This window comes from Rothia sp. HMSC071B01 (assembly GCF_001808945.1).
GTDB lineage: Bacteria > Actinomycetota > Actinomycetes > Actinomycetales > Micrococcaceae > Rothia.
In genome coordinates, this window is the sequence record NZ_KV795071.1 from 62,710 (window position 1) to 80,508 (window position 17,799).

The 17,799-nt window shown below is 63.0% G+C and carries 14 protein-coding genes and 1 riboswitch; all 14 genes read right to left on the reverse strand.

Going from position 1 to position 17,799, the window contains the following annotated elements; translation table 11 throughout:
• Positions 1-3 precede the first annotated feature (3 nt).
• On the reverse strand, positions 4-1,296 hold the full coding sequence (gene ribB / locus HMPREF2527_RS03805; RefSeq protein ID WP_070506477.1) for a 3,4-dihydroxy-2-butanone-4-phosphate synthase: 1,293 nt from the start codon (positions 1,294-1,296) through the stop codon (positions 4-6).
• Between the two features lie 250 nt (positions 1,297-1,546).
• Positions 1,547-2,857, reverse strand: coding sequence for a bifunctional diaminohydroxyphosphoribosylaminopyrimidine deaminase/5-amino-6-(5-phosphoribosylamino)uracil reductase RibD (gene ribD / locus HMPREF2527_RS03810; protein WP_070506479.1), 1,311 nt, complete (start codon positions 2,855-2,857; stop codon positions 1,547-1,549).
• Positions 2,858-3,589 (reverse strand): nicotinamide riboside transporter PnuC, encoded by a 732-nt coding sequence (pnuC, locus tag HMPREF2527_RS03815; RefSeq protein WP_070506482.1) that lies wholly within the window; start codon positions 3,587-3,589, stop codon positions 2,858-2,860.
• A 376-nt stretch (positions 3,590-3,965) separates the two neighbouring features.
• Positions 3,966-4,163: riboswitch (FMN riboswitch) on the reverse strand.
• Positions 4,164-5,501: 1,338 nt separating this feature from the next.
• On the reverse strand, positions 5,502-6,773 hold the full coding sequence (gene fabF / locus HMPREF2527_RS03820) for a beta-ketoacyl-ACP synthase II (protein WP_070506485.1): 1,272 nt from the start codon (positions 6,771-6,773) through the stop codon (positions 5,502-5,504).
• A gap of 241 nt (positions 6,774-7,014) precedes the next feature.
• Entirely contained in the window at positions 7,015-7,257 is a 243-nt protein-coding gene (locus HMPREF2527_RS03825) for an acyl carrier protein (protein WP_005507475.1), read from the reverse strand.
• 204 nt (positions 7,258-7,461) lie between these two features.
• Positions 7,462-8,487 (reverse strand): beta-ketoacyl-ACP synthase III, encoded by a 1,026-nt coding sequence (locus tag HMPREF2527_RS03830; RefSeq protein ID WP_070506488.1) that lies wholly within the window; start codon positions 8,485-8,487, stop codon positions 7,462-7,464.
• 115 nt (positions 8,488-8,602) lie between these two features.
• The gene (locus HMPREF2527_RS03835) at positions 8,603-9,502 is read right to left on the reverse strand and encodes an ACP S-malonyltransferase (protein ID WP_005507477.1); all 900 of its coding nucleotides are present in this window, start codon (positions 9,500-9,502) and stop codon (positions 8,603-8,605) included.
• A 339-nt stretch (positions 9,503-9,841) separates the two neighbouring features.
• Positions 9,842-10,942 carry a tyrosine recombinase XerC gene (locus tag HMPREF2527_RS03840; protein WP_070506490.1) on the reverse strand — a complete coding sequence of 367 codons (1,101 nt, stop codon included), beginning with the start codon at positions 10,940-10,942 and terminating at the stop codon, positions 9,842-9,844.
• A 276-nt stretch (positions 10,943-11,218) separates the two neighbouring features.
• Positions 11,219-12,928 (reverse strand): DNA-processing protein DprA, encoded by a 1,710-nt coding sequence (dprA, locus tag HMPREF2527_RS03845; RefSeq protein WP_246824766.1) that lies wholly within the window; start codon positions 12,926-12,928, stop codon positions 11,219-11,221.
• 162 nt (positions 12,929-13,090) lie between these two features.
• Complete coding sequence (locus HMPREF2527_RS03850) at positions 13,091-14,629, reverse strand: YifB family Mg chelatase-like AAA ATPase (RefSeq protein WP_049337706.1); 1,539 nt, start codon at positions 14,627-14,629, stop codon at positions 13,091-13,093.
• The gene (locus tag HMPREF2527_RS03855) at positions 14,629-15,084 is read right to left on the reverse strand and encodes a YraN family protein (protein ID WP_012903656.1); all 456 of its coding nucleotides are present in this window, start codon (positions 15,082-15,084) and stop codon (positions 14,629-14,631) included. The genes HMPREF2527_RS03850 and HMPREF2527_RS03855 overlap by 1 nt, the downstream gene beginning before the upstream one ends.
• Before the next feature lie 304 nt (positions 15,085-15,388).
• Complete coding sequence (locus HMPREF2527_RS03860; protein WP_049337707.1) at positions 15,389-15,715, reverse strand: DUF2469 domain-containing protein; 327 nt, start codon at positions 15,713-15,715, stop codon at positions 15,389-15,391.
• 92 nt (positions 15,716-15,807) lie between these two features.
• Complete coding sequence (locus HMPREF2527_RS03865) at positions 15,808-16,620, reverse strand: ribonuclease HII (RefSeq protein WP_070506829.1); 813 nt, start codon at positions 16,618-16,620, stop codon at positions 15,808-15,810.
• A gap of 15 nt (positions 16,621-16,635) precedes the next feature.
• A complete protein-coding gene (lepB, locus tag HMPREF2527_RS03870; RefSeq protein WP_070506496.1) occupies positions 16,636-17,622 on the reverse strand; it encodes a signal peptidase I in 987 nt (328 codons plus the stop codon).
• Positions 17,623-17,799: the final 177 nt, after the last annotated feature.

Below are 17,799 nucleotides of genomic sequence, written 5' to 3' on the forward strand. Positions count from 1 at the left end.
CTCCTACGCCTTAGCTACGTACTTGATGAGGTCTTCGATAGAGATCATGGGCAGGTTGTGCTCGGTGGCGAAGGCGCGCAGTGCGTCGAAACGCATCATGGAGCCGTCGTCGTGCACGACCTCGGCGATAACGCCCACACCGGACAGGCCCGCCGCGAGGGAGAGTTCCACTGCGGCTTCGGTGTGGCCGGGGCGCTCCGCCACGCCGCCGTCAACGGCGCGCAGCGGGAAGATGTGGCCGGGGCGGGTGATATCCGCCGGGGTGGAGGCAGCGTCCGCGAGGATCTGCACGGTGCGTGCGCGATCTGCCGCGGAGATGCCGGTGCTCACGCCGGATGCCGCATCGCAGGAGACGGTGTAGGCGGTGCCCTTGGGGTCCTCGTTGTTGGTGACCATGGGCGGCAGGTTCATCTCGTCGGCACGCTTGTTGCTCAGGGGTGCGCAGACCACGCCGGAGGTGTAGCGGATCATGAAGCCCATCAGCTCGGGGGTTGCGTGCTCGGCAGCGAAAATGATGTCGCCTTCGTTTTCGCGGTCTTCGTCGTCGACGACGACCACGGCGCGACCTGCTGCGATAGCGTCCACTGCGGTCTGCACGCTGTCGAGGACGCTTGCGGCGTCGGCGCGACGCGGCGCAACCTGCTCACCGGAGTGTGCAGAGTCAGCCTGGGGCACGCCTGCGAACGCGGTCAGACGCTGCACGTACTTAGCGAGCGCATCGGTCTCAAGGTTCACGCTGTCGCCAACCTTGAGGGCGCCGAGGTTGGTTGCCTTCAGAGTTTCGGGAATCAGGCCGACCTCGAACCATGCGGGAGTTTCGCCGGGCTCTGAAACGGCGGTGACGGTCAGGGACACGCCAGAAACAGCGATGGAGCCCTTCTCAGCGAGCAGGGGTGCCAGTTCGGTGGGCAGGTTGAAACGCAGGGTGCTCCACGCCTCGTGCGCGGTGATGGATGCGAGGGTGCCCACCGCATCCACGTGGCCCTGCACGACGTGACCGTCGAGGCGGCCACCGGCGGGCAGGCAGCGCTCCAGGTTGACGGTGTCGCCGGGGTTCAGGTTGCCGAGGTTGGTGCGGCGCAGAGTCTCACCCATCGCGTAGGCGCGGAACTGGCCGGGCTGCAGCTGGTCGAGGTCGATAGCGGTGAGGCATACACCGTTGACGGCGAGGGAGCCACCGTGTTCGAGGTCGGCGACGATGTCACCGGCGTTGAGGGTCAGGTAGGCTGCGTCGCTACCTTCGATGGGGGTGATGGATTCTACGGTGCCGAGGGCGCCAATGATTCCGGTAAACATGTGTGCTTTTCCTTTTCTCGCCGTGTCCGCCGGGGCGTCGTCGTTGAGGGCGACGGGCGGCGATGGTTTGTTCGTCGGTATAACTATACGTATTTTTCGAATATTCCCCGTGACGGGGAGCTTTTGTGCCAGCATACGAACCAGCCGGCATGAATTAGCCGGGCACAGGCGGGGGTTCTTGAGGTACGACTCCCCCGCCCGCGCTCAACCCAGGCGGATGCTAGTCCAGCCGCGACTAGTCCAGCCTCGGCTAATCTAATCTCGGTTCGGGCGCGTGGCAGGCGTCCAGCTTCGGCAGGGTACACCGCTGCCCAGGGTCCTGCACCGTTCCGCGAGGTGCCGGCACCAGGTGCGTTGCGGTGTCGTTGCCGAGCACGCGCACCGCCGGGAACATACCCAGGTCGTCCAGTTGCAGGCGCGGCGCCTGAGCGAGGGTGTCCACGAGCAGACGGTACACGGCGCTCTTACCCTGCCCCATGATCATGGGGGCGCGGTACCAGACCATCTCGTCGATGAGGTCTTCACCGGCGAAGAGGCCGACCATGCCGGGGCCGCCCTCAATCATGAGGTGCCGCACCCCGCGGGCGTACAGTTCGTCGAGCAGTTCACGCGGGTCGTGGGTGAAGACCTGTAGGAAGTTCTGCGGGTCCGCCTCCACGCCTTCGGGCGGGTTGAGGCCGCGCACGCGGTAGTTCTCGGTAATCTCGGTTTTGCCCATGACCACGCGCAGCGGCTGCTTCTCGAAGCGTTCCCCGTTGGCGTCGCGCGCGTCCAGGGTCGGGTCGTCCATGAGGGTGGTGCGGGTGCCAATCATGACGGCGTCGGCGCGGTGACGAATCAGGTGCCCGTCAACGCGCGCGGCGGGGCCGGTAATCCACTTGCTCGTGCCATCAGCAGCCGCAATGAACCCGTCCAGGGTGGAGGCGCTCTTTGCGGTAATGAAGGGGCGGCGTTCGGCGGCGGCAATGAACCAGCGCTCATTCAGCTGGTAGGATGCGTTCGCGAACTCCTCCATGGCGTGCACGGTGACGCCCTGGGAGCGCAGGTAGGCGGCGCCTCCGGCTGCGTTTTCGGTGTCGTCGCTGTAGGCGTAGTAGAGTTCGCTGATGCCCGCCTCGGCGACGGCGTGGGAGCAGGGGCCGGTGCGTCCGGTGTGGTTGCAGGGCTCAAGGCTCACGTACATGCGGGCGCCGGTGAGGTCGGTTCCCGCGGCTCGGGCGGCGGCGAGGGCGTCTGCTTCGGCGTGCGGGGTGCCTGCGCCTCGGTGGTAGCCCACGTGCAGCAGGTGCCCGTGCGCGTCAGTGATGACGGCGCCGACGAGGGGATTCGCGCCGCGAATACCCTGGCGTGCCGCCTGCAGTGCCAGGGTCATGGCTTCTGCGTGGCTGAGCTCCTGCTCGGGGCTGGGCAGCTGGAGGGTGCGTGCGGCGGGCAGCCCGGCGAGGTGGCCGTACTCCGCGGCAGAATAGTCCACATCGTTGCGCGGCGAAGATACGCTCGGGGTGACGGTTACGGGCAGGTGCGCGCTCGCCAGCACCTGCTGCGAGGGGTTCTGCGGCATTTATGCACGGCCCTTCTGCACGTCGGTTACTTCAACGGTCACGTCGGGGAACTGGGTCTGTACCCGAGTCTTCTGCGCCTCCAGGTTGCGGGTGCGCCACCAGACGAAGAAACCAACCAGGGTGAAGCACCCGTAGAACACGTACATGAAGGAGGTCGCGTAGTAGCCTGCACTCCACAGCAGCGGCACGCCGACCAGGTCGACGGCAACCCAGATGAGCCAGAATTCAACCCAGCCGCGCGCCATGCCGTAGGTGGCGAGCAGCGAGCCGGTGAAGATCCAGGCGTCGGACCAGACGGGTTCGTAGGAGCCGAGGGCGCGGAAGATGGGGGTGAGTAGCAGGGTGCCTGCGACCATGGCGACAACCAGGCCTGCGCGTTCGGTGTTGGTAGCCCACTTGGGGATCACCGCGGCACCTTCGGAGGCGTCACCACCGGCGGCGCGGGTTGCACGCCAACGATGCCAGCCCCAGATGGACACGGCAATAAACATGATCTGGCGGCCTGCCTGGCCGAGCATGGTGACGGGGTGCGGGCTGCCGACGAGGGCGCCCAGGAAGACGGTGAGGAGCAGCAGGTTGCCGAGAATGCCGACGGGCCACGCCCATACTTTGCGTCGCATTCCGCCGAGCGCCGATGCCAGGCCGAATGCGTTTCCGAGAACTTCGCGCACGAGGAGGGACTGATCCCCCACGTGAATTTGTGCGTCGAAGAGCCACCGCAAGATGTCCATTTGGTTCTTTCCTCTCTGAGTTGGACCGTGTGTCGGATGCGCTGGGTGCGCATCTGCGGCGGCTCCGGGGAGAGGAACAGAAAAAGGGCGGCTACCGCGCGGGCTTCTTAGGGAGTGCCCGGTATCCGTGGTGAGGCGGGAGCGGCGATTCAGCCAACCGTAGCTGAAAACCGCAGCTGACACCAGCCGGCTGCGGTCGAGGGGAATAACGTACCGGCACCTACGAAAGATGCCTCTCCCCTGTCTTGCAAAAAGCCGTCTCGCAGAAAACCGCTGCGCTCTCGAGCAACAGTTTTCTCAAGTAACTGCTTTGGTGCACCCTACACGTTATCCCGGTTTTCGGGAGGTGCGGTGGAGTGCGCTCCTGCCTTTTTCTGCTCGTGCTACCTTCCATCCAGACTGTACTGTCGGCACCGGATTTTCACCGGTTCGGCCTCTCTTGCGGGCGGGCTTCTCTAGCGGAGTCTTGCATCCTGTGCGGATGCGAAGATTCGTACGATTTTTGCCTGCTTGCGAGAGCGGTTCGCGGGCTGTGACCGCCGGTTCGGAATTTCACCGACCCCGGAGCACGATGTTGATACTGATTATGCCACAGCGCACGCCGGGGGTTTAATTTGTTTTCTCTGGGATAACTTCCGTGACAAGATGACGTTTTATGACTGTACTCTCAGTGCGTTTTCAAGCCCCTCTCAACAAGCCCTTGCGGCAGCCACTTGCGGGACCGTTTTGGACCCGATTCTTCAATTTTCGGGAATGATTTATCACGGTTTCATAACGGTGGAGAGCGCCAAACAGACCAAAGAGTTATGAGGGCCTCCAGGGGGCTACTCAGAGCACATTGAACACTCGTCAATACCTTTATGACAAGGAATTATAACAATAAGGTTAAATTATTGGTTTAAGGTTTACTCCAGGGGTGATTTAAGGTTATTCTTATCTACAGGAGCTCCCATCACCGATAAACCGGTTCCGTTGAGAGCGACATGATTCGGACCATCCGAGCACTCACATCAAACCCTTAAGCTTCTGCCATTTGAAGCTGGAAAACTGGCCCGCGGACTGCATTCCTGAGGATGGTTTTCACGCAACATCTGCGCGTACTGGATTGCGCAGTATTGCGGCACACGATGTTGATGTGCTTCACCATCGGGAGGCAACCACACCGAATTGTTTTCTCAACGGAACCGGCGTGGGAGCTCTTCCGAATAAACTTCCGGAAGATCGCATGACGTGCGCCTTTGTATACCTGTACGAGGGGGCGTTGTGCGTGTCAAACGGTCATAAGCTCCCGTTCTTCTGTCGTCGCCTACCGTGGTGCGCGATGGAGGTTACGGGAACCTTGCGGGATGGTTGATCCCGCGCGCTCTGCATTGTCTTGTGGAGTGTGGTGTGTTTGGGTGGCGTATTCGCAGTGCCGGAGCGGATACGCCACCCGTTTTTAACATCTAAAACAGGGGCACCCCAGACTGAGGCAAACTACCCCGAGAAGGAAACCCCGCACCAAGCCACCCATATTCCCTACCCCAAGGGATTGGCGCGTTACCTCTGAATCCCAACCACAGACCAACCCCTATATAAACCCCACCGAGGGGTAGGCGACCTAGAGTGCGTACCGGACACGCGAAGCGGGGGCTCCGTCCTCAAGGCGCCCCCAGGCGCCGAAGAGGGGGCACTCCCCCGCGAGCGGCGTCCGGTACGCACTCTCCCCAAACAACTACCCCATGGAACCCAAACCCCGCGAGCGGCGTCCGGTATGCACACTCTACAAACAACTACCCCACGGAATCCGCACTCCCCCGCAAGCGTTGTCCGGTACAACCTCCCCCAACGCATCCAAAACGTAACGCTCCCCCAGCTACACGCGGTAGTTGAGGGAGCGTTATATCTATATAAGGCTAGAAGCCCTGAGGGATTAGTCCTCTACGGAGCGGAATGCTACAACCGCGTTGTGGCCGCCGAAACCGAAGGAGTTCGACAGTGCCACAATTTCGCCGGCGGGCAGTTCGCGTGCCTCGGTCACCACGTCCAGGTCAATCTGGGGGTCCTTGTTGTCCAGGTTGATGGTGCAGGGTGCGGTGCGGTGGTGCAGTGCCAGTACGGTGAGTACGGCTTCGAGTGCGCCCGCGCCGCCGAGCAGGTGGCCGGTCATGGACTTGGTTGCGGAGACGGCAATGTTCTTGGTGTGCTCACCGAAGGTTTCGTGCATTGCGGTTGCTTCGGGCAGGTCACCGGCGGGGGTGCTGGTGGCGTGCGCGTTGATGTGCACGACGGTCTTCGGGTCGATGTTGCCGTCTTCGAGGGCTTCGCGGAGTGCGCGGGTTGCGCCGAGTGCTGCGGGGTCGGGTGCGGTGATGTGGTAGGAGTCGGCGGATACGCCGGTGCCTGCCAGTTCCGCGTAGACGCGTGCGCCGCGTGCCTTGGCGTGCTCTTCGGATTCGAGGATGAGGGCTGCTGCGCCTTCACCCATGACGAAGCCGTCGCGGTCGACGTCGTAGGGGCGGGATGCTTTTTCGGGTTCGTCGTTGCGGGAGGAGAGTGCCTGCATCTTGGCGAATGCTGCCATGGGAAGCGGGTGGATTGCTGCTTCGGCACCGCCGACGATGACGACGTCTGCCTTGCCGCTGCGGATCATTTCAGCACCGAGCTGCATGGCTTCGGTGGAGGATGCGCATGCGGAGACGACGGTCTGTGCTGCGGCGCGTGCCTTGAGGTTCATGGAGACGGCTGCTGCGTTGCCGTTGGGCATGAGCATGGGAACGGTCATAGGGAGGACGCGGCGGGGGCCCTTTTCGCGGAGGGTGTCCCATGCGTCGAGAAGGGTCCACACGCCGCCGATACCGGTACCGAAGGCTACGCCGGTGCGTTCGGGGTCGACTTCTTCTGCGGAGTCGGCGTCGGGGCCGGAGAATCCTGCGTCTTCCCATGCTTCGCGTGCGGCGATGAGGGCGAGCTGGCCCGAGGGATCCAGGCGCTTTGCTTCTACCTTGGTGAGGCGGCCGGATTCGAGGGCGGGCACGGCGAGCTGGCCTGCAATGTATACGGGCAGGTCGTATTCCTTGACCCAGGGGTGGTCGAGGGTGGATACACCAGATACGCCCTTGGTTGCGTTTTCCCAGGTGGTGGGGACGTCGCCGCCAATGGGGGTGGTCGCGCCGAGGCCGGTCACCAGCACTTTTCGAGACATTGTGGCACTTTCTCTTCGGTGGTCGATTTGGTGGTTTATCCGGTGGTGTGTGGATAAAAACCTGTTGGGCCCGGGGTTTGCGGTGTGCGTTTTACGCGGTGGGTCACACGGTGGAGGGTGCTGTCGCTGCGCCCTGTGTATTCCGTTCTGCGCGTTCCCCGGGGTGTGTTGGGTTGGTTGGGTGAATAGCGATGCGGCGCGGGCCGGTGAGAGCCCGCGCCGCCTCGTTATTGGTTATAGCTTAGGCAGCGTTCGCGATGAACTCGACTGCGTCGCCAACGGTCTTGAGGTTCTTGACCTCTTCGTCCGGGATGGTCACCTCGAACTTCTCCTCAGCGTTCACGACGATGGTCATCATCGAGATGGAGTCGATGTCCAGGTCCTCGGTGAAGGACTTGTCCAGCTGAACGTCCTCAACCTCAACGCCGGTCTCTTCGTTAACGATTTCTGCCAGACCTGCGAGGATCTCTTCCTTGTTAGCCATTCAGGGGCTCCTTTGTTTTTTCGATGGTCATCGCACCCGCCGGGTGGGGGTACGCGTGCATTACCGAGTTTATCGTGTCTGCGTGGTGTACGCATGCGTCAACTCGGAGTTTGTGGGGATGCTTTCCCGCTTTATTTTCTTTCTCGCGAACCGGCGCTGTGCCGGCCGTGAGGGGCGGTGAGCATCGGGCTCCGGTGGTTTTCCTTAGGGAAGGACGACTACCTGAGCTGCGAATGCCAGGCCGGCACCGAAACCGATCTGCAGGGCGAACTTGCCGGAGAGTTCCGGGTTCTCCTTGAGCAGGCGGTGCGCGGCGAGGGGGACCGATGCGGCGGAGGTGTTACCGGCATCGACGATGTCGCGTGCCACTGCCACCGTGTCGGGAAGCTTGAGGGTCTTGACCATCTGGTCAATGATGCGGGCGTTTGCCTGGTGCGGGATGAGCGCGCCGAGCTCGTCGGGGGTGATGCCGGCGGTTTCGAGTGCCTGCTTGGCGACCTTCGCCATTTCCCATACTGCCCAGCGGAAGACGGAGGGGCCGTCCTGTCGCAGGGTGGGCCAGATCTTTTCGCCTTCTTCGACGGGGTTTGCGGCGAAGTCGCGGTTGCGGATGTCCAGCAGGGAGTGGGTCATGCCGACGGTGCCCCAGCGGGAGCCGTCCGAACCCCATACGGTCGGGGCGATGCCGGGTTCGTCGGATACGCCTACGACTGCTGCGCCTGCGCCGTCGCCGAGCAGGAAGGAGATGGTGCGTTCGGTGTTGTCGATGAAGTCGGAGAGCTTCTCAACGCCGATGACCAGCACATGCTTTGCGGTGCCGGCGCGGACGAGGGCGTCTGCCTGGGCGATGCCGTAGCAGAAACCTGCACACGCTGCGGAGATGTCGTATGCGGGGCACTTGGAGCCGATTGCGTCGGCGACCAGGGTTGCCAGGGAGGGGGTTGCGTAGGGGTGCGAGATGGTCGAGATGATGACCGTCTCAATGTCCTCACCGGTTACACCGGACGCTTCGAGGGCGTCCTTGGCGGCGCCGATGGCAAGGTCGGTTACCGACTGGTTTTCGCTGGCGCGGTGGCGGGTTGCGATGCCGGTGCGCTGCTTGATCCACTCGTCGGAGGAGTCGATTGCCTCAACGATGTCGTCGTTGGGGACGATGACCTCGCCGCGGGCTGCGCCGTAACCGAGGATGCGGGAGTAGCGGTTGATTTCGTACTGCTTGAGGGTAGTCACGTATTCAATCCTTAGTGCTGATGCTTGCAAGGCGGTGTGTGCCTCGCAGGTCTAAAGTGCATGTCTAGTGTGAAGGGTTCCCAGTGCGGGGAGGGCGGGGGCTCTCTCCCGGTGTTTAACCCTTCAGCGAGGCGAGGTCCTCGGGGGTGTTGATGGAGGTGCCGGGCACGCCGCGCATCGCGCGCTTTGCCAGGCCGACCAGGGTGCCTGCGGGGGCGACCTCGATAATGCCGGCGACCTCACGCTCGAGCAGGGTTGCCATGCACAGGTCCCAGCGGACGGGGCTGGTGACCTGGGAGACGAGGGTCTTGACGAACTCTTCACCGGATGCCACGGCGGAACCGTCGCGGTTGGTCAGCAGTGCGGAGGTCGGGTCGGAGACCTGCAGGGATGCGGCGAACTCTTCCAGGGCGGGCACGGCGGGTGCCATTGCCTCGGTGTGGAATGCGCCAGCAACCTTCAAGGGGATGACGCGAGCGCGTGCGGGCGGGTTCGCGGCGAATGCTTCGATGGCGGGGATGGGGCCTGCGGCTACGATCTGGCCGCCGCCGTTGGAGTTTGCTGCGACGAGGCCTGCTGCGTCGATGGCTTCGCGGACGTTTTCTTCAACGCCGCCGAGTACTGCAGCCATGCCGGTCGGGGAGGCGGCTGCCGCCTCCGCCATGCCGTTGGCGCGCACGCGCACGAAACGCATTGCGTCTTCGTCGCTGAGTACGCCCGCGAGGGCTGCTGCGGTGATTTCACCGACGGAGTGGCCCGCGAAGATGAGCTCTTCACCGTCGAGTTCGCGCAGTGCGAGGCGACCGGTGACGATGCCTGCAGCCACGATGAGGGGCTGGGCGATTGCGGTGTCTTTGATGGTTTCTTCTTCGGCTTCGGTGCCGTAGTGAATCAGGTCGATGCCTGCCGCTTCGGAGAGTCGTTCCAGGTGCTCACGCACACCTTCAATCTCGAGCCAGGGGCTCAGGAAGCCCTTCTTCTGGGAGCCCTGTCCGGGGCAAACGAGTGCGCGCATGCGGTGCGACCTTTCTGGTTTTTAGTACTCGTACGCGGTGCCATTATAGAGACGGAGACCACGGTTAGTCTGTTACCTATGCTACCTTGTTCAGCCGCTTTGTATAAACATCACTGTGCAGAAACTTTGGGCTGCGCTGGGAGCTTAGACAGAGGTTGAACAGTGTATAGCTTAGAACGATTTCCCCCATTCGTACAGTTCAGCCGCACAAGGTTCAAATAGAGAGACATTAAACGGCGGCGCTCAGCGCACTATTTAGAGCACTATTCAAAGCACACTCCAACACAGCCCAGCACACTCCCCCATATCGGTGCGCTCCCCTTTAGAGGCGCGAACGCCCTATGCCCGCGGATGCGCCCGCGCGTACGTCTCCGCCAGACGCTTCATCGACACGTGCGTGTAAATCTGCGTGGTCGCCAACGACGAATGTCCCAACAGCTCCTGCACCGAACGAATATCGGCGCCACCATCCACCAGGTGAGTCGCCGCCGAATGACGCAAAACGTGCGCACCCGACGCCTGAGTATTCTCCACCGTGCGCAACAGGCGGGTCAGGTCCTCACGAATCTGACGGGCATTCGCACGCCCACCCCGAGGGCCAATAAACAGCGCCGTCACACCCTGCGCGCCCTCCGGAATCCACTGCGGACGACCATAGGACACCCAACGATTCAACGCCTTAAGCGCCGGGGTGCCCAGCGGCACCACGCGCTCCTTATTGCCCTTACCCAGCACGCGCACCGTCTTATTCGCCCGGTCCACGCTCTGCAAATCCAGGCCGGTCAGCTCAGAAATACGCATGCCCGAAGCGTACAGAACCTCAACCACAGCTTCCAGGCGCAGCAGACGCGCATCACGAGGATCCTGCGCCCGACGCTCCTGCAGGGTAGTCAGCAGCTGGTTCATCTGCTCACGGCTCAGCACCGGCGGCAGGTGATTCTCCCGCTTGGGAGCGCGCATACCGCGGGTCGGGTTAGCGTGCACCAGTTCCTCTTCCTGAGCCCAGGTGAAGAACGTGCGCAGGGTCGAACCGCGGCGCGCCACCGTAGAACGAGCCGCCTGCCGCAGATGCAACGAACCCAACCACTCACGAATCAGGGACGCATCAATGCTGTCCAGATGCCGCACGCCGCGGCGCGCCATGTAGCCGAAGAAGCCCTCCAAATCGGAGATATACGAGCGGATCGTCTCTTCGGAACGGTGCTTCTCATAGCGCAAAAAACGCTCAAAACGGTCCAGGACGGGGCGGAACACCTCACCGGAAACACCCAGTGCAGAATCAGGTAGAGCAGAGCTCTCTACTTGCTCCGGCGCAAGCGTGCGGGTGTAGGTCACCGGCAGGGTCGTGGAGGGAGCCTCATCCCGGTACTCCTCACGGTTCTCACTCCGGTTTTCTGCCTGGTTTTCAGCCCGGTTTTCGGGCTGGCGGGCGGCGGTCATGCGTCCCTCCTTTCGGGTTTCTGGTTCCTGGCCCTGGCGGCGTTGATGCTTCTCGACGTTGTATTTCTGCCCCCAGCGTATCTGCTGATAGCGTGGCGGCGGGTAGGCTCCACGCCAGTACGCGCAAGCCTACCCCAATTGTAGAGAGGTTCCACGCTCTCCACGTGCCGCCCGTCATGACCGACCGCAGTAACCCGCTACTGCCGGGATGTTCACTACGGGCGTTCAGCCGGGGTGCTCAGCGGGGGTCAGCACGGGCGTTCAGCGGGGGCTCTTCTACGCAGCGACAGCCGGGCGGACCTTTCTCCAGCTTGTTCCGCTACTCTCCGCCAGACCACAACGACCCAGGTGGAACAGGTCAGCCATCACGTCGCGAGCGCTCAACCCGAGAGCTGCGGCAATCTCGTCCACGCCGCGGTAGGAGCGCGGGCTCAAATCGTCCCAGACCCTGCCCTGTCGTTCGGTCAGCTCATCCAGCGCGCTGGAGGAGGCAGCCTGATCCCACTCACTCTCGTGCTCGGTACCCAGCTCGAACCCGGCGGCGGCATCGTACTCGAGGATGTCGGCGGCCTGGGTGAGTGTTTGCGCTAGTCCATCGCGTAGCAGACGGTTCGTGCCCACCGAGTTCGGCGAATTAATCTGCCCCGGAACCGCCCAGAGGGTACGCCCAATCTCCATCGCGTGACGAGCCGTGTTCAGGGCACCGGAACGCCAACGCGCCTCCACCACAATGGTGTGCCGCGCCAACGCCGCAATCAGGCGGTTACGCTCCAGAAAACGCCAACGCGTGGGGGTGTTGCCCACGCTCACCTCGCTCATGATGAGCCCGCGGTCAACAATCATGTTCAACGCGTCCGAGTTCTGCGCCGGGTAGAGCCGGTCCAGCCCACCCGCCATGAAAGCGATGGTCGGCAGGTCGCTACCCTGCTGGGTCAGCGCCGCCCGATGCGCCGCAATATCAATGCCCATCGCACCGCCAGAAATCACCGTGTACCCGCGGCGCGCCAGCTCCGCGGCGAGGTGGGTCGTCGCCTCCGTACCGTAGATGCTCGGGTCGCGCGAACCGACCAGCGCCACGCTCGGGGCAGAGGCCAAATCCAGCAGGTGCCGCGAATCGCCTCGGCACCACAGCCCGTACGGTCGAGCAGGCCCCAAATCGTTCAGCTGCGGCGGCCACAGCGGATCGGCGGGAGTGACCAGCCACGCCCCGCAGGTTGCCGCCATATGCGCCTCCGCGTTCAGGGTGCGTTCCATACGGCGGTTCCAGCGCAGGCGGCGAGTCGCGAGCGCCTTGCCGAACTTATCGCGGCTCATCTGATGTTCGCCCGGCGTGTAGTAGCCATTCGCGCTACAGAACAGGGCGGACTCCCCTTCCGCGGGTGCACCCACCGAGTGCAGAAAATCGCTGAGCTGCGTATCCGGTTCGCCGTGCTCCCAGGTGTGCTCATCGGGGATGTGCCCGGTCAGCAGGTAGTGCAGGGTCAGCGGCGCTCCCAGGGTGGTGAGGGATTCGACCACGAGCTCATCGGCGGGCTCGGCGTAGCGCATCAGCTGGGCGGTGCAGCAGCGGATGTACTCGCGGCACGCCGCCTCAAGCTGCTCCGCGCTGAGGGCGGGATTGAACAGGGGCGCGGAATCAGAACCGCTGGAGGCGGTGCCCATCACAGGTTCGGGGCGCTCACCCTGTAGCGCCTCACCCTGTAGCCGCTCCCTCTGCTGTTCCTGCTGATTCATCTCATTCAGGTGCATCTCTTCCAGGTACACCGGGTTCAGGCAGGATGCGAGGAACCCCGGCAACCGCGCCGCGTTATACGGGCTCGGCGAAGGCTCCTGCCCCAGCGACAGGATATGCGCCACTCTCTCACGCGCCAGGGCGTGCGCATCCAGGGTGCGACCGGGCAGGCGAATCTGCAGTTCCTCCTGCACAAAATCCTCCGCCGCGCTCTCTTCAGGCGCGCTCTCCCCCGTTACTTTCTCTTCTGGCACACACTCGTCCGGCGCTGTTTCTCTCAGCCCATTTTCTTTCAATTCGGCCTCTTCAGCTCGTTTTCTGAGCTTCTTCTCACTCATGACGTTCTTCTCCTCTCGTGAGTGATTCCTTCTATAAACCGGCACGCTATGTCAGCTGGCCCTATTTCAGCTGGCGCATTATTTCAATTGCCCCTGCTGCCGCAGAAAAAGCGCCACATCCAGGTGCTCCCGGCTCGGGTAGGCGGCCCCCTCCAAATCGGCGAGAGTCCAGGCGATACGCAGCACCCGGTCGTAGCCGCGAGCCGTCAGCGTTCCGCGGTCCACGGCGGCGTTCAGTTCGCCGGTGAGCTTCGCATCCAGACGCAACGGACCGCGCAAAATCTTGCCGTTCATCTCCGCATTCGTCTTCAACCCGTACGGCTCCAGACGCTCCCGCTGAGCCTGTCGCGCCGCCATGACGCGCTCACGAATCTGCGCCGAACTCTCGTTCACCTGACCGCCCGCAAGCTCCGTGGACGACACCTTCGGAACCGTCACATTCACGTCAATGCGGTCCACCAGCGGGCCGGACAGCCGCCCAAAATAGGCGCGACGCTCACGCGGGGCGCACGTGCACTCCGTACCGGTGCCCACGTTCATGCCGCAGGGGCACGGGTTCGCCGCCAGGATCAGCTGAAACCGCGCCGGATAGGTCGCCGACGCGCTCGAACGATCCAAGGTCACGGTCCCCGACTCCAGGGGCTGACGGAGCGAATCGAGCACCGTGCGTTTGAACTCCGGCGCCTCGTCGAGAAAGAGCACGCCGCGGTGCGCTTTAGACACACAGCCCGGGCGGGGAATGCCGCTACCGCCACCAAGAATCGCCGGCGCGGAGGCGCTATGATGCGGCGCCTCAAAGGGCGGCTGACGCACCAGCTCGCTCAGGTGCTCCCCCGCCGAGCAGAGGGAACGAATAGCGGTCACTTCCATCGCGGCATCATTATCGAGGGTCGGCAGGATGCTCGGCAGGCGCTCCGCCAGCATGGTTTTACCCGAGCCGGGCGGGCCTGTCAGCAGCATATGGTGGCCGCCGGCAGCTGCAATTTCCAGGGCGAAACGGCCCTGTGACTGACCGGCAACATCGCTCATATCGGAGGGAATTTCAGTCGGTTTCGCTACCGGTGCGCTCGCCTCCGTCTGCGGGGCGGGCGGGTAGGTCAGCTTCTGACTCTCCGCGCCGAGCGCGGCAAAAACCTCAGCCAGGCAGCGGAAACCGCTCACCTGCGCGCCGGGAATGAGCGCCGCCTCCTCAGCGTTTTCGGCGGGCACAATCACGCGGTGGTGTCCGGCGTCCACGGCGGCTTTAACTGCCGGCAGGATGCCCGGCACGGGGCGTAGCGTTCCGTCCAGGCCCAGCTCACCCAGGAAGACGCTATCGCCGCTGGGGTGCAGTTTCTTCTCCGCCTGCAGCGCCGCAACCACAATGGCTAGATCGAACGCCGAGCCGCGCTTGGGCAGGGTCGCCGGGGTCAGGTTCACCGTAAGCCGGTGCTGAGTGAGGGTGATGCCGGTGTTCTTCGCTGCGGAGCGCACACGCTCTTTCGACTCGTTGAGGGCGGTGTCAGGCAGACCCAGCAGCACGAAGCCGGGCAGGCCCTGTGAGATGTCAGCCTCAACGTCAACAATGTGCCCGCGCAAGCCCACGAGCGCCACGGAATAGGTGCGTGCGAATCCCATTACGCCACCGCCTTCAGATGCTCGAAGGTAAAGGTTTCGCAAGTTCCGGTCACCGCAATTGCGTCGATGCGAAAGCGTGGAAAATCCAGGTTCTCGCGCAGCCTGCACCAGAGAATCGCCAGCGAGCGCGTGCGGCGCGCCTTATCACGGTCAATGGACGCGAACGGGTGCCCAAAGTCTTCGCTGCTGCGGGTCTTGACCTCAACGAAAACCAGTTCGTCCTCGGGGTCAATGGCGATCAGGTCGAGCTCCCCGCGAATCTGTTCGTGTTCCAGTCCAGCGGGCGGTCGCCAATTCCTCTCCAGAATCCGGTAGCCGTTCGTCTCCAGGATGCGGGCGGTCAGCTCCTCGCCCCACCTACCGACGCTGTGGGCGCGGGGCGAGGTTCTGCGGAGCAGGGGTCTGTTGGGTGCGCTTCGGGTTGCGGCGCGGGCTGTTATTCGGGCTGTTGTCATGGGTCTCTCCCCAGGTAGATAGCGGTAGTGTTTCTACTGTGCCCGCCGCGCGCGTGCCTGAACGCGGTTAACGAAAAACTGTGGATAACCTCGGTTCTCAGAAGGAATTAGAGGTTATCCACAGCCATTTATTTGAAATTTTGGGGCATATTTTTCAAAAACACCGCTCGAGTGCCGATTCGCCGCGTCATATTCGTGCTGGTTTATCACGCAGTTTCATCACGCGGTTTCATCACCCAGCGCTGCCGCCCGGTAGCTCAGCAGCCGCCTGCTTCCCCCGGCAATGCGGTGAATCAGGCGTGAGCTAGGTGTTAAAGTCCGGCATTTCCGGCACGGTGAACTCCTGGTTGGGCAGGCGCTCCTCCACGTTCACGTCACGTACCGAGTAGGCGTGCACCTTCTTCACAAAGCGGTTGGAGCGGAATACATCCCACACCCACACGTCGCTCATGCTCACCTCAAAGTAGAGGGTGCCGTCCTGCACGTGCGGGGTGACGTCCACCTGGTTTGCCAGGTAGAAGCGTCGGTCGGTTTCTACCGCGTAGCTAAAGAGCGACATGACGTCTTTGTATTCGCGGTAGAGCGCCATTTGGGCGTCGGTCTCGTAGTTTTCGAGGTCTTCTGCGCTCACTGCTCTTCCTTTCCTGGTTAGTACTGATTCAGCGGTGGCACGTTAGGTTTTCGCCAGCTTCCGAGGCGCGGTTTTCAGGAGTGCCACGCGCCCTAGCCGCGCTGTGCCGCGGCGGCCTCAATCTGCTCGGCGGTCGCCGGAAGCGACCATGACAGTCGATGCTGCAGGCTGGGGCCCTGCACGCTAATCGCCTCGCGGTGAGCGGCGGATCCGTAGCCTTTGTTCTTTGCCCAACCGTACCCCGGATAGCGGGTATCCAGCTGGACCATCAGCTCATCACGTTCTACCTTCGCTACCACCGATGCTGCGGCAATGGAGGCGCACTTGTAGTCGCCCTTAATGACCATGGTCACCGGCATCTGCGCGGGGTCGCCTGCGCCTTCCCAAGCCTGGGCGAGCAGTGCGTTGTAGTGTGCCTGCGCCGGGTCCGGTGCCAGCGCACTGAACAGGTCTTCCTGCGGAGGGGTGAACCAGTCGTGCTTACCGTCCAGCAGGGCGGCGTCGGCACGGTATCCGCGGCGCGCCAGCTCTGCGAGCGCACGCTGGGCGGCAAGCCTCAGCGAGAGGGTCATGCCGAGCCGGTCAATGTCTGCCGGTTCCACGTGCCCGACCGCCACGGCGCACCACTGGCGGATTTCGGGAACCATGGATTCGCGGCGTGCCGGTGAGAGCGCCTTGGAGTCGATCAGCCCGCCCACTTCGAGGGTGGCGTCCGGGGTGAGGATTGCGACGCCCACGGTGACCGGGCCCGCCATGGAGCCGCGGCCCACCTCGTCGATTCCGGCAACCGTGCGGGCGCCGGAGGCGAAGAGCTGCTGCTCGTACTCGAGGTCGGCGGCGGGCGGGGTTGCTTTCACGGGCTTAGCTTGAGCGGGTTTCGTTGCGCTCTTCTGAGCGCTCACCATCATTCCCAAGCTCGCTTACTCGCTCGGGGTGGAGGTCGGCTCGGGAACCGAGGAGAACACCGAGCTCTGATCCTGTAGCAGACCGAAGTGGTTCAGCGGCCACGCCACCACGAACACGTTACCCTGCACGTCGTCCTTGGAGATGAACGCGGTGCCGTCGCTAATGTGGTAGCGGGAGTCGGCGGAGTTGCTGCGGTGGTCGCCCATCACGAAGTACTTGCCGGCGGGCACGGGCACCTTGAAGGGCATCTCCGAGGGCGGGTTGCCGGGGTACAGGTACGGTTCGGTGATTTCTACGCCGTTGACCTTGATCTTGCCGTTGCCGTCGCTTTCGACCACGTCACCGGGGGTACCGATAACGCGCTTGACCAGGAAGTTCGAGGAGGTATCCGGCAGAATACCCGCGAAGGACAGGGCGTCCTTGAGCGGGCTGCTGGTCTTCTGGGTGGAGGGAATCCAGCCCTGAGAATCCTTGAAGACGATGACGTCGCCGCGCTTGGGCTCGCTAAAGTAGGAGCCCGCCACGTTAATGAACACGCGGTCGTTGACCTGCAGGGTCTGCTCCATGGAGCCGGAGGGAATGTAGAAGCCGCGCAGCAGGAAGGTCTTGACCAGGAATGCGATGACCAGCGCGTAGAGGATGACGGTGCCGCCCTCACGTGCCTGTACCCAGAGCCATTCGCCGAGGCGGCCTTCTTCCTGCGCCTGGGAGTAGGTCAGCTCCGCCTGTTCGGCGCGCTTTGCCTTGCGGCGTTCCTTGGGGGTCATTTCGGAGAAGTCCTTGGTGGTTTCCACGTCTACGGCGCTCTCCTCATCGGTGGTTTCTTCGCGCTCGGCATTCTTCGCTGCGGCATTCTGCTCGGTAGCCGTCTTCTCTGCCGCAGCCTTTTCAGCGGCGAGGCGCGCAAAGTATTCTTCCATTTCGCGGCGCTCGCGGCGGCTTTGAGGCTGGTATCCCTCAGGGAAGGGGCTGGTGTTCGCAGTGTTCTTGTCGTCTGCCATGCTGGAGTGAGCCTTTCGTTTGAGAGATACCTAGCTCGAGTGAAACGGTACCTAGCTATTGTATCGAGAGTGTTTGCGCTCTTGGGCTTTTATTTTCTGAGAGCGGCAAGGTTCTCAGAAAGCGGGGTCTCAGAATATGCAAAAACCGCTCCTCTCCCGCGGAATGCGGTTGGGGAG

What these genes read in the sequence shown, in the direction of transcription:
- pnuC (WP_070506482.1), bottom strand. Translation starts at nt 3,589, where the DNA reads ATGGACATCTTGCGGTGGCTCTTCGACGCACAAATTCACGTGGGGGAT.
- HMPREF2527_RS03825 (WP_005507475.1), bottom strand. Translation starts at nt 7,257, where the DNA reads ATGGCTAACAAGGAAGAGATCCTCGCAGGTCTGGCAGAAATCGTTAAC.
- ribD (WP_070506479.1), bottom strand. Translation starts at nt 2,857, where the DNA reads ATGCCGCAGAACCCCTCGCAGCAGGTGCTGGCGAGCGCGCACCTGCCC.
- lepB (WP_070506496.1), bottom strand. Translation starts at nt 17,622, where the DNA reads ATGGCAGACGACAAGAACACTGCGAACACCAGCCCCTTCCCTGAGGGA.
- HMPREF2527_RS03865 (WP_070506829.1), bottom strand. Translation starts at nt 16,620, where the DNA reads ATGGTGAGCGCTCAGAAGAGCGCAACGAAACCCGCTCAAGCTAAGCCC.
- HMPREF2527_RS03850 (WP_049337706.1), bottom strand. Translation starts at nt 14,629, where the DNA reads ATGGGATTCGCACGCACCTATTCCGTGGCGCTCGTGGGCTTGCGCGGG.
- ribB (WP_070506477.1), bottom strand. Translation starts at nt 1,296, where the DNA reads ATGTTTACCGGAATCATTGGCGCCCTCGGCACCGTAGAATCCATCACC.
- fabF (WP_070506485.1), bottom strand. Translation starts at nt 6,773, where the DNA reads ATGTCTCGAAAAGTGCTGGTGACCGGCCTCGGCGCGACCACCCCCATT.
- HMPREF2527_RS03840 (WP_070506490.1), bottom strand. Translation starts at nt 10,942, where the DNA reads ATGACCGCCGCCCGCCAGCCCGAAAACCGGGCTGAAAACCAGGCAGAA.
- HMPREF2527_RS03835 (WP_005507477.1), bottom strand. Translation starts at nt 9,502, where the DNA reads ATGCGCGCACTCGTTTGCCCCGGACAGGGCTCCCAGAAGAAGGGCTTC.
- HMPREF2527_RS03855 (WP_012903656.1), bottom strand. Translation starts at nt 15,084, where the DNA reads ATGACAACAGCCCGAATAACAGCCCGCGCCGCAACCCGAAGCGCACCC.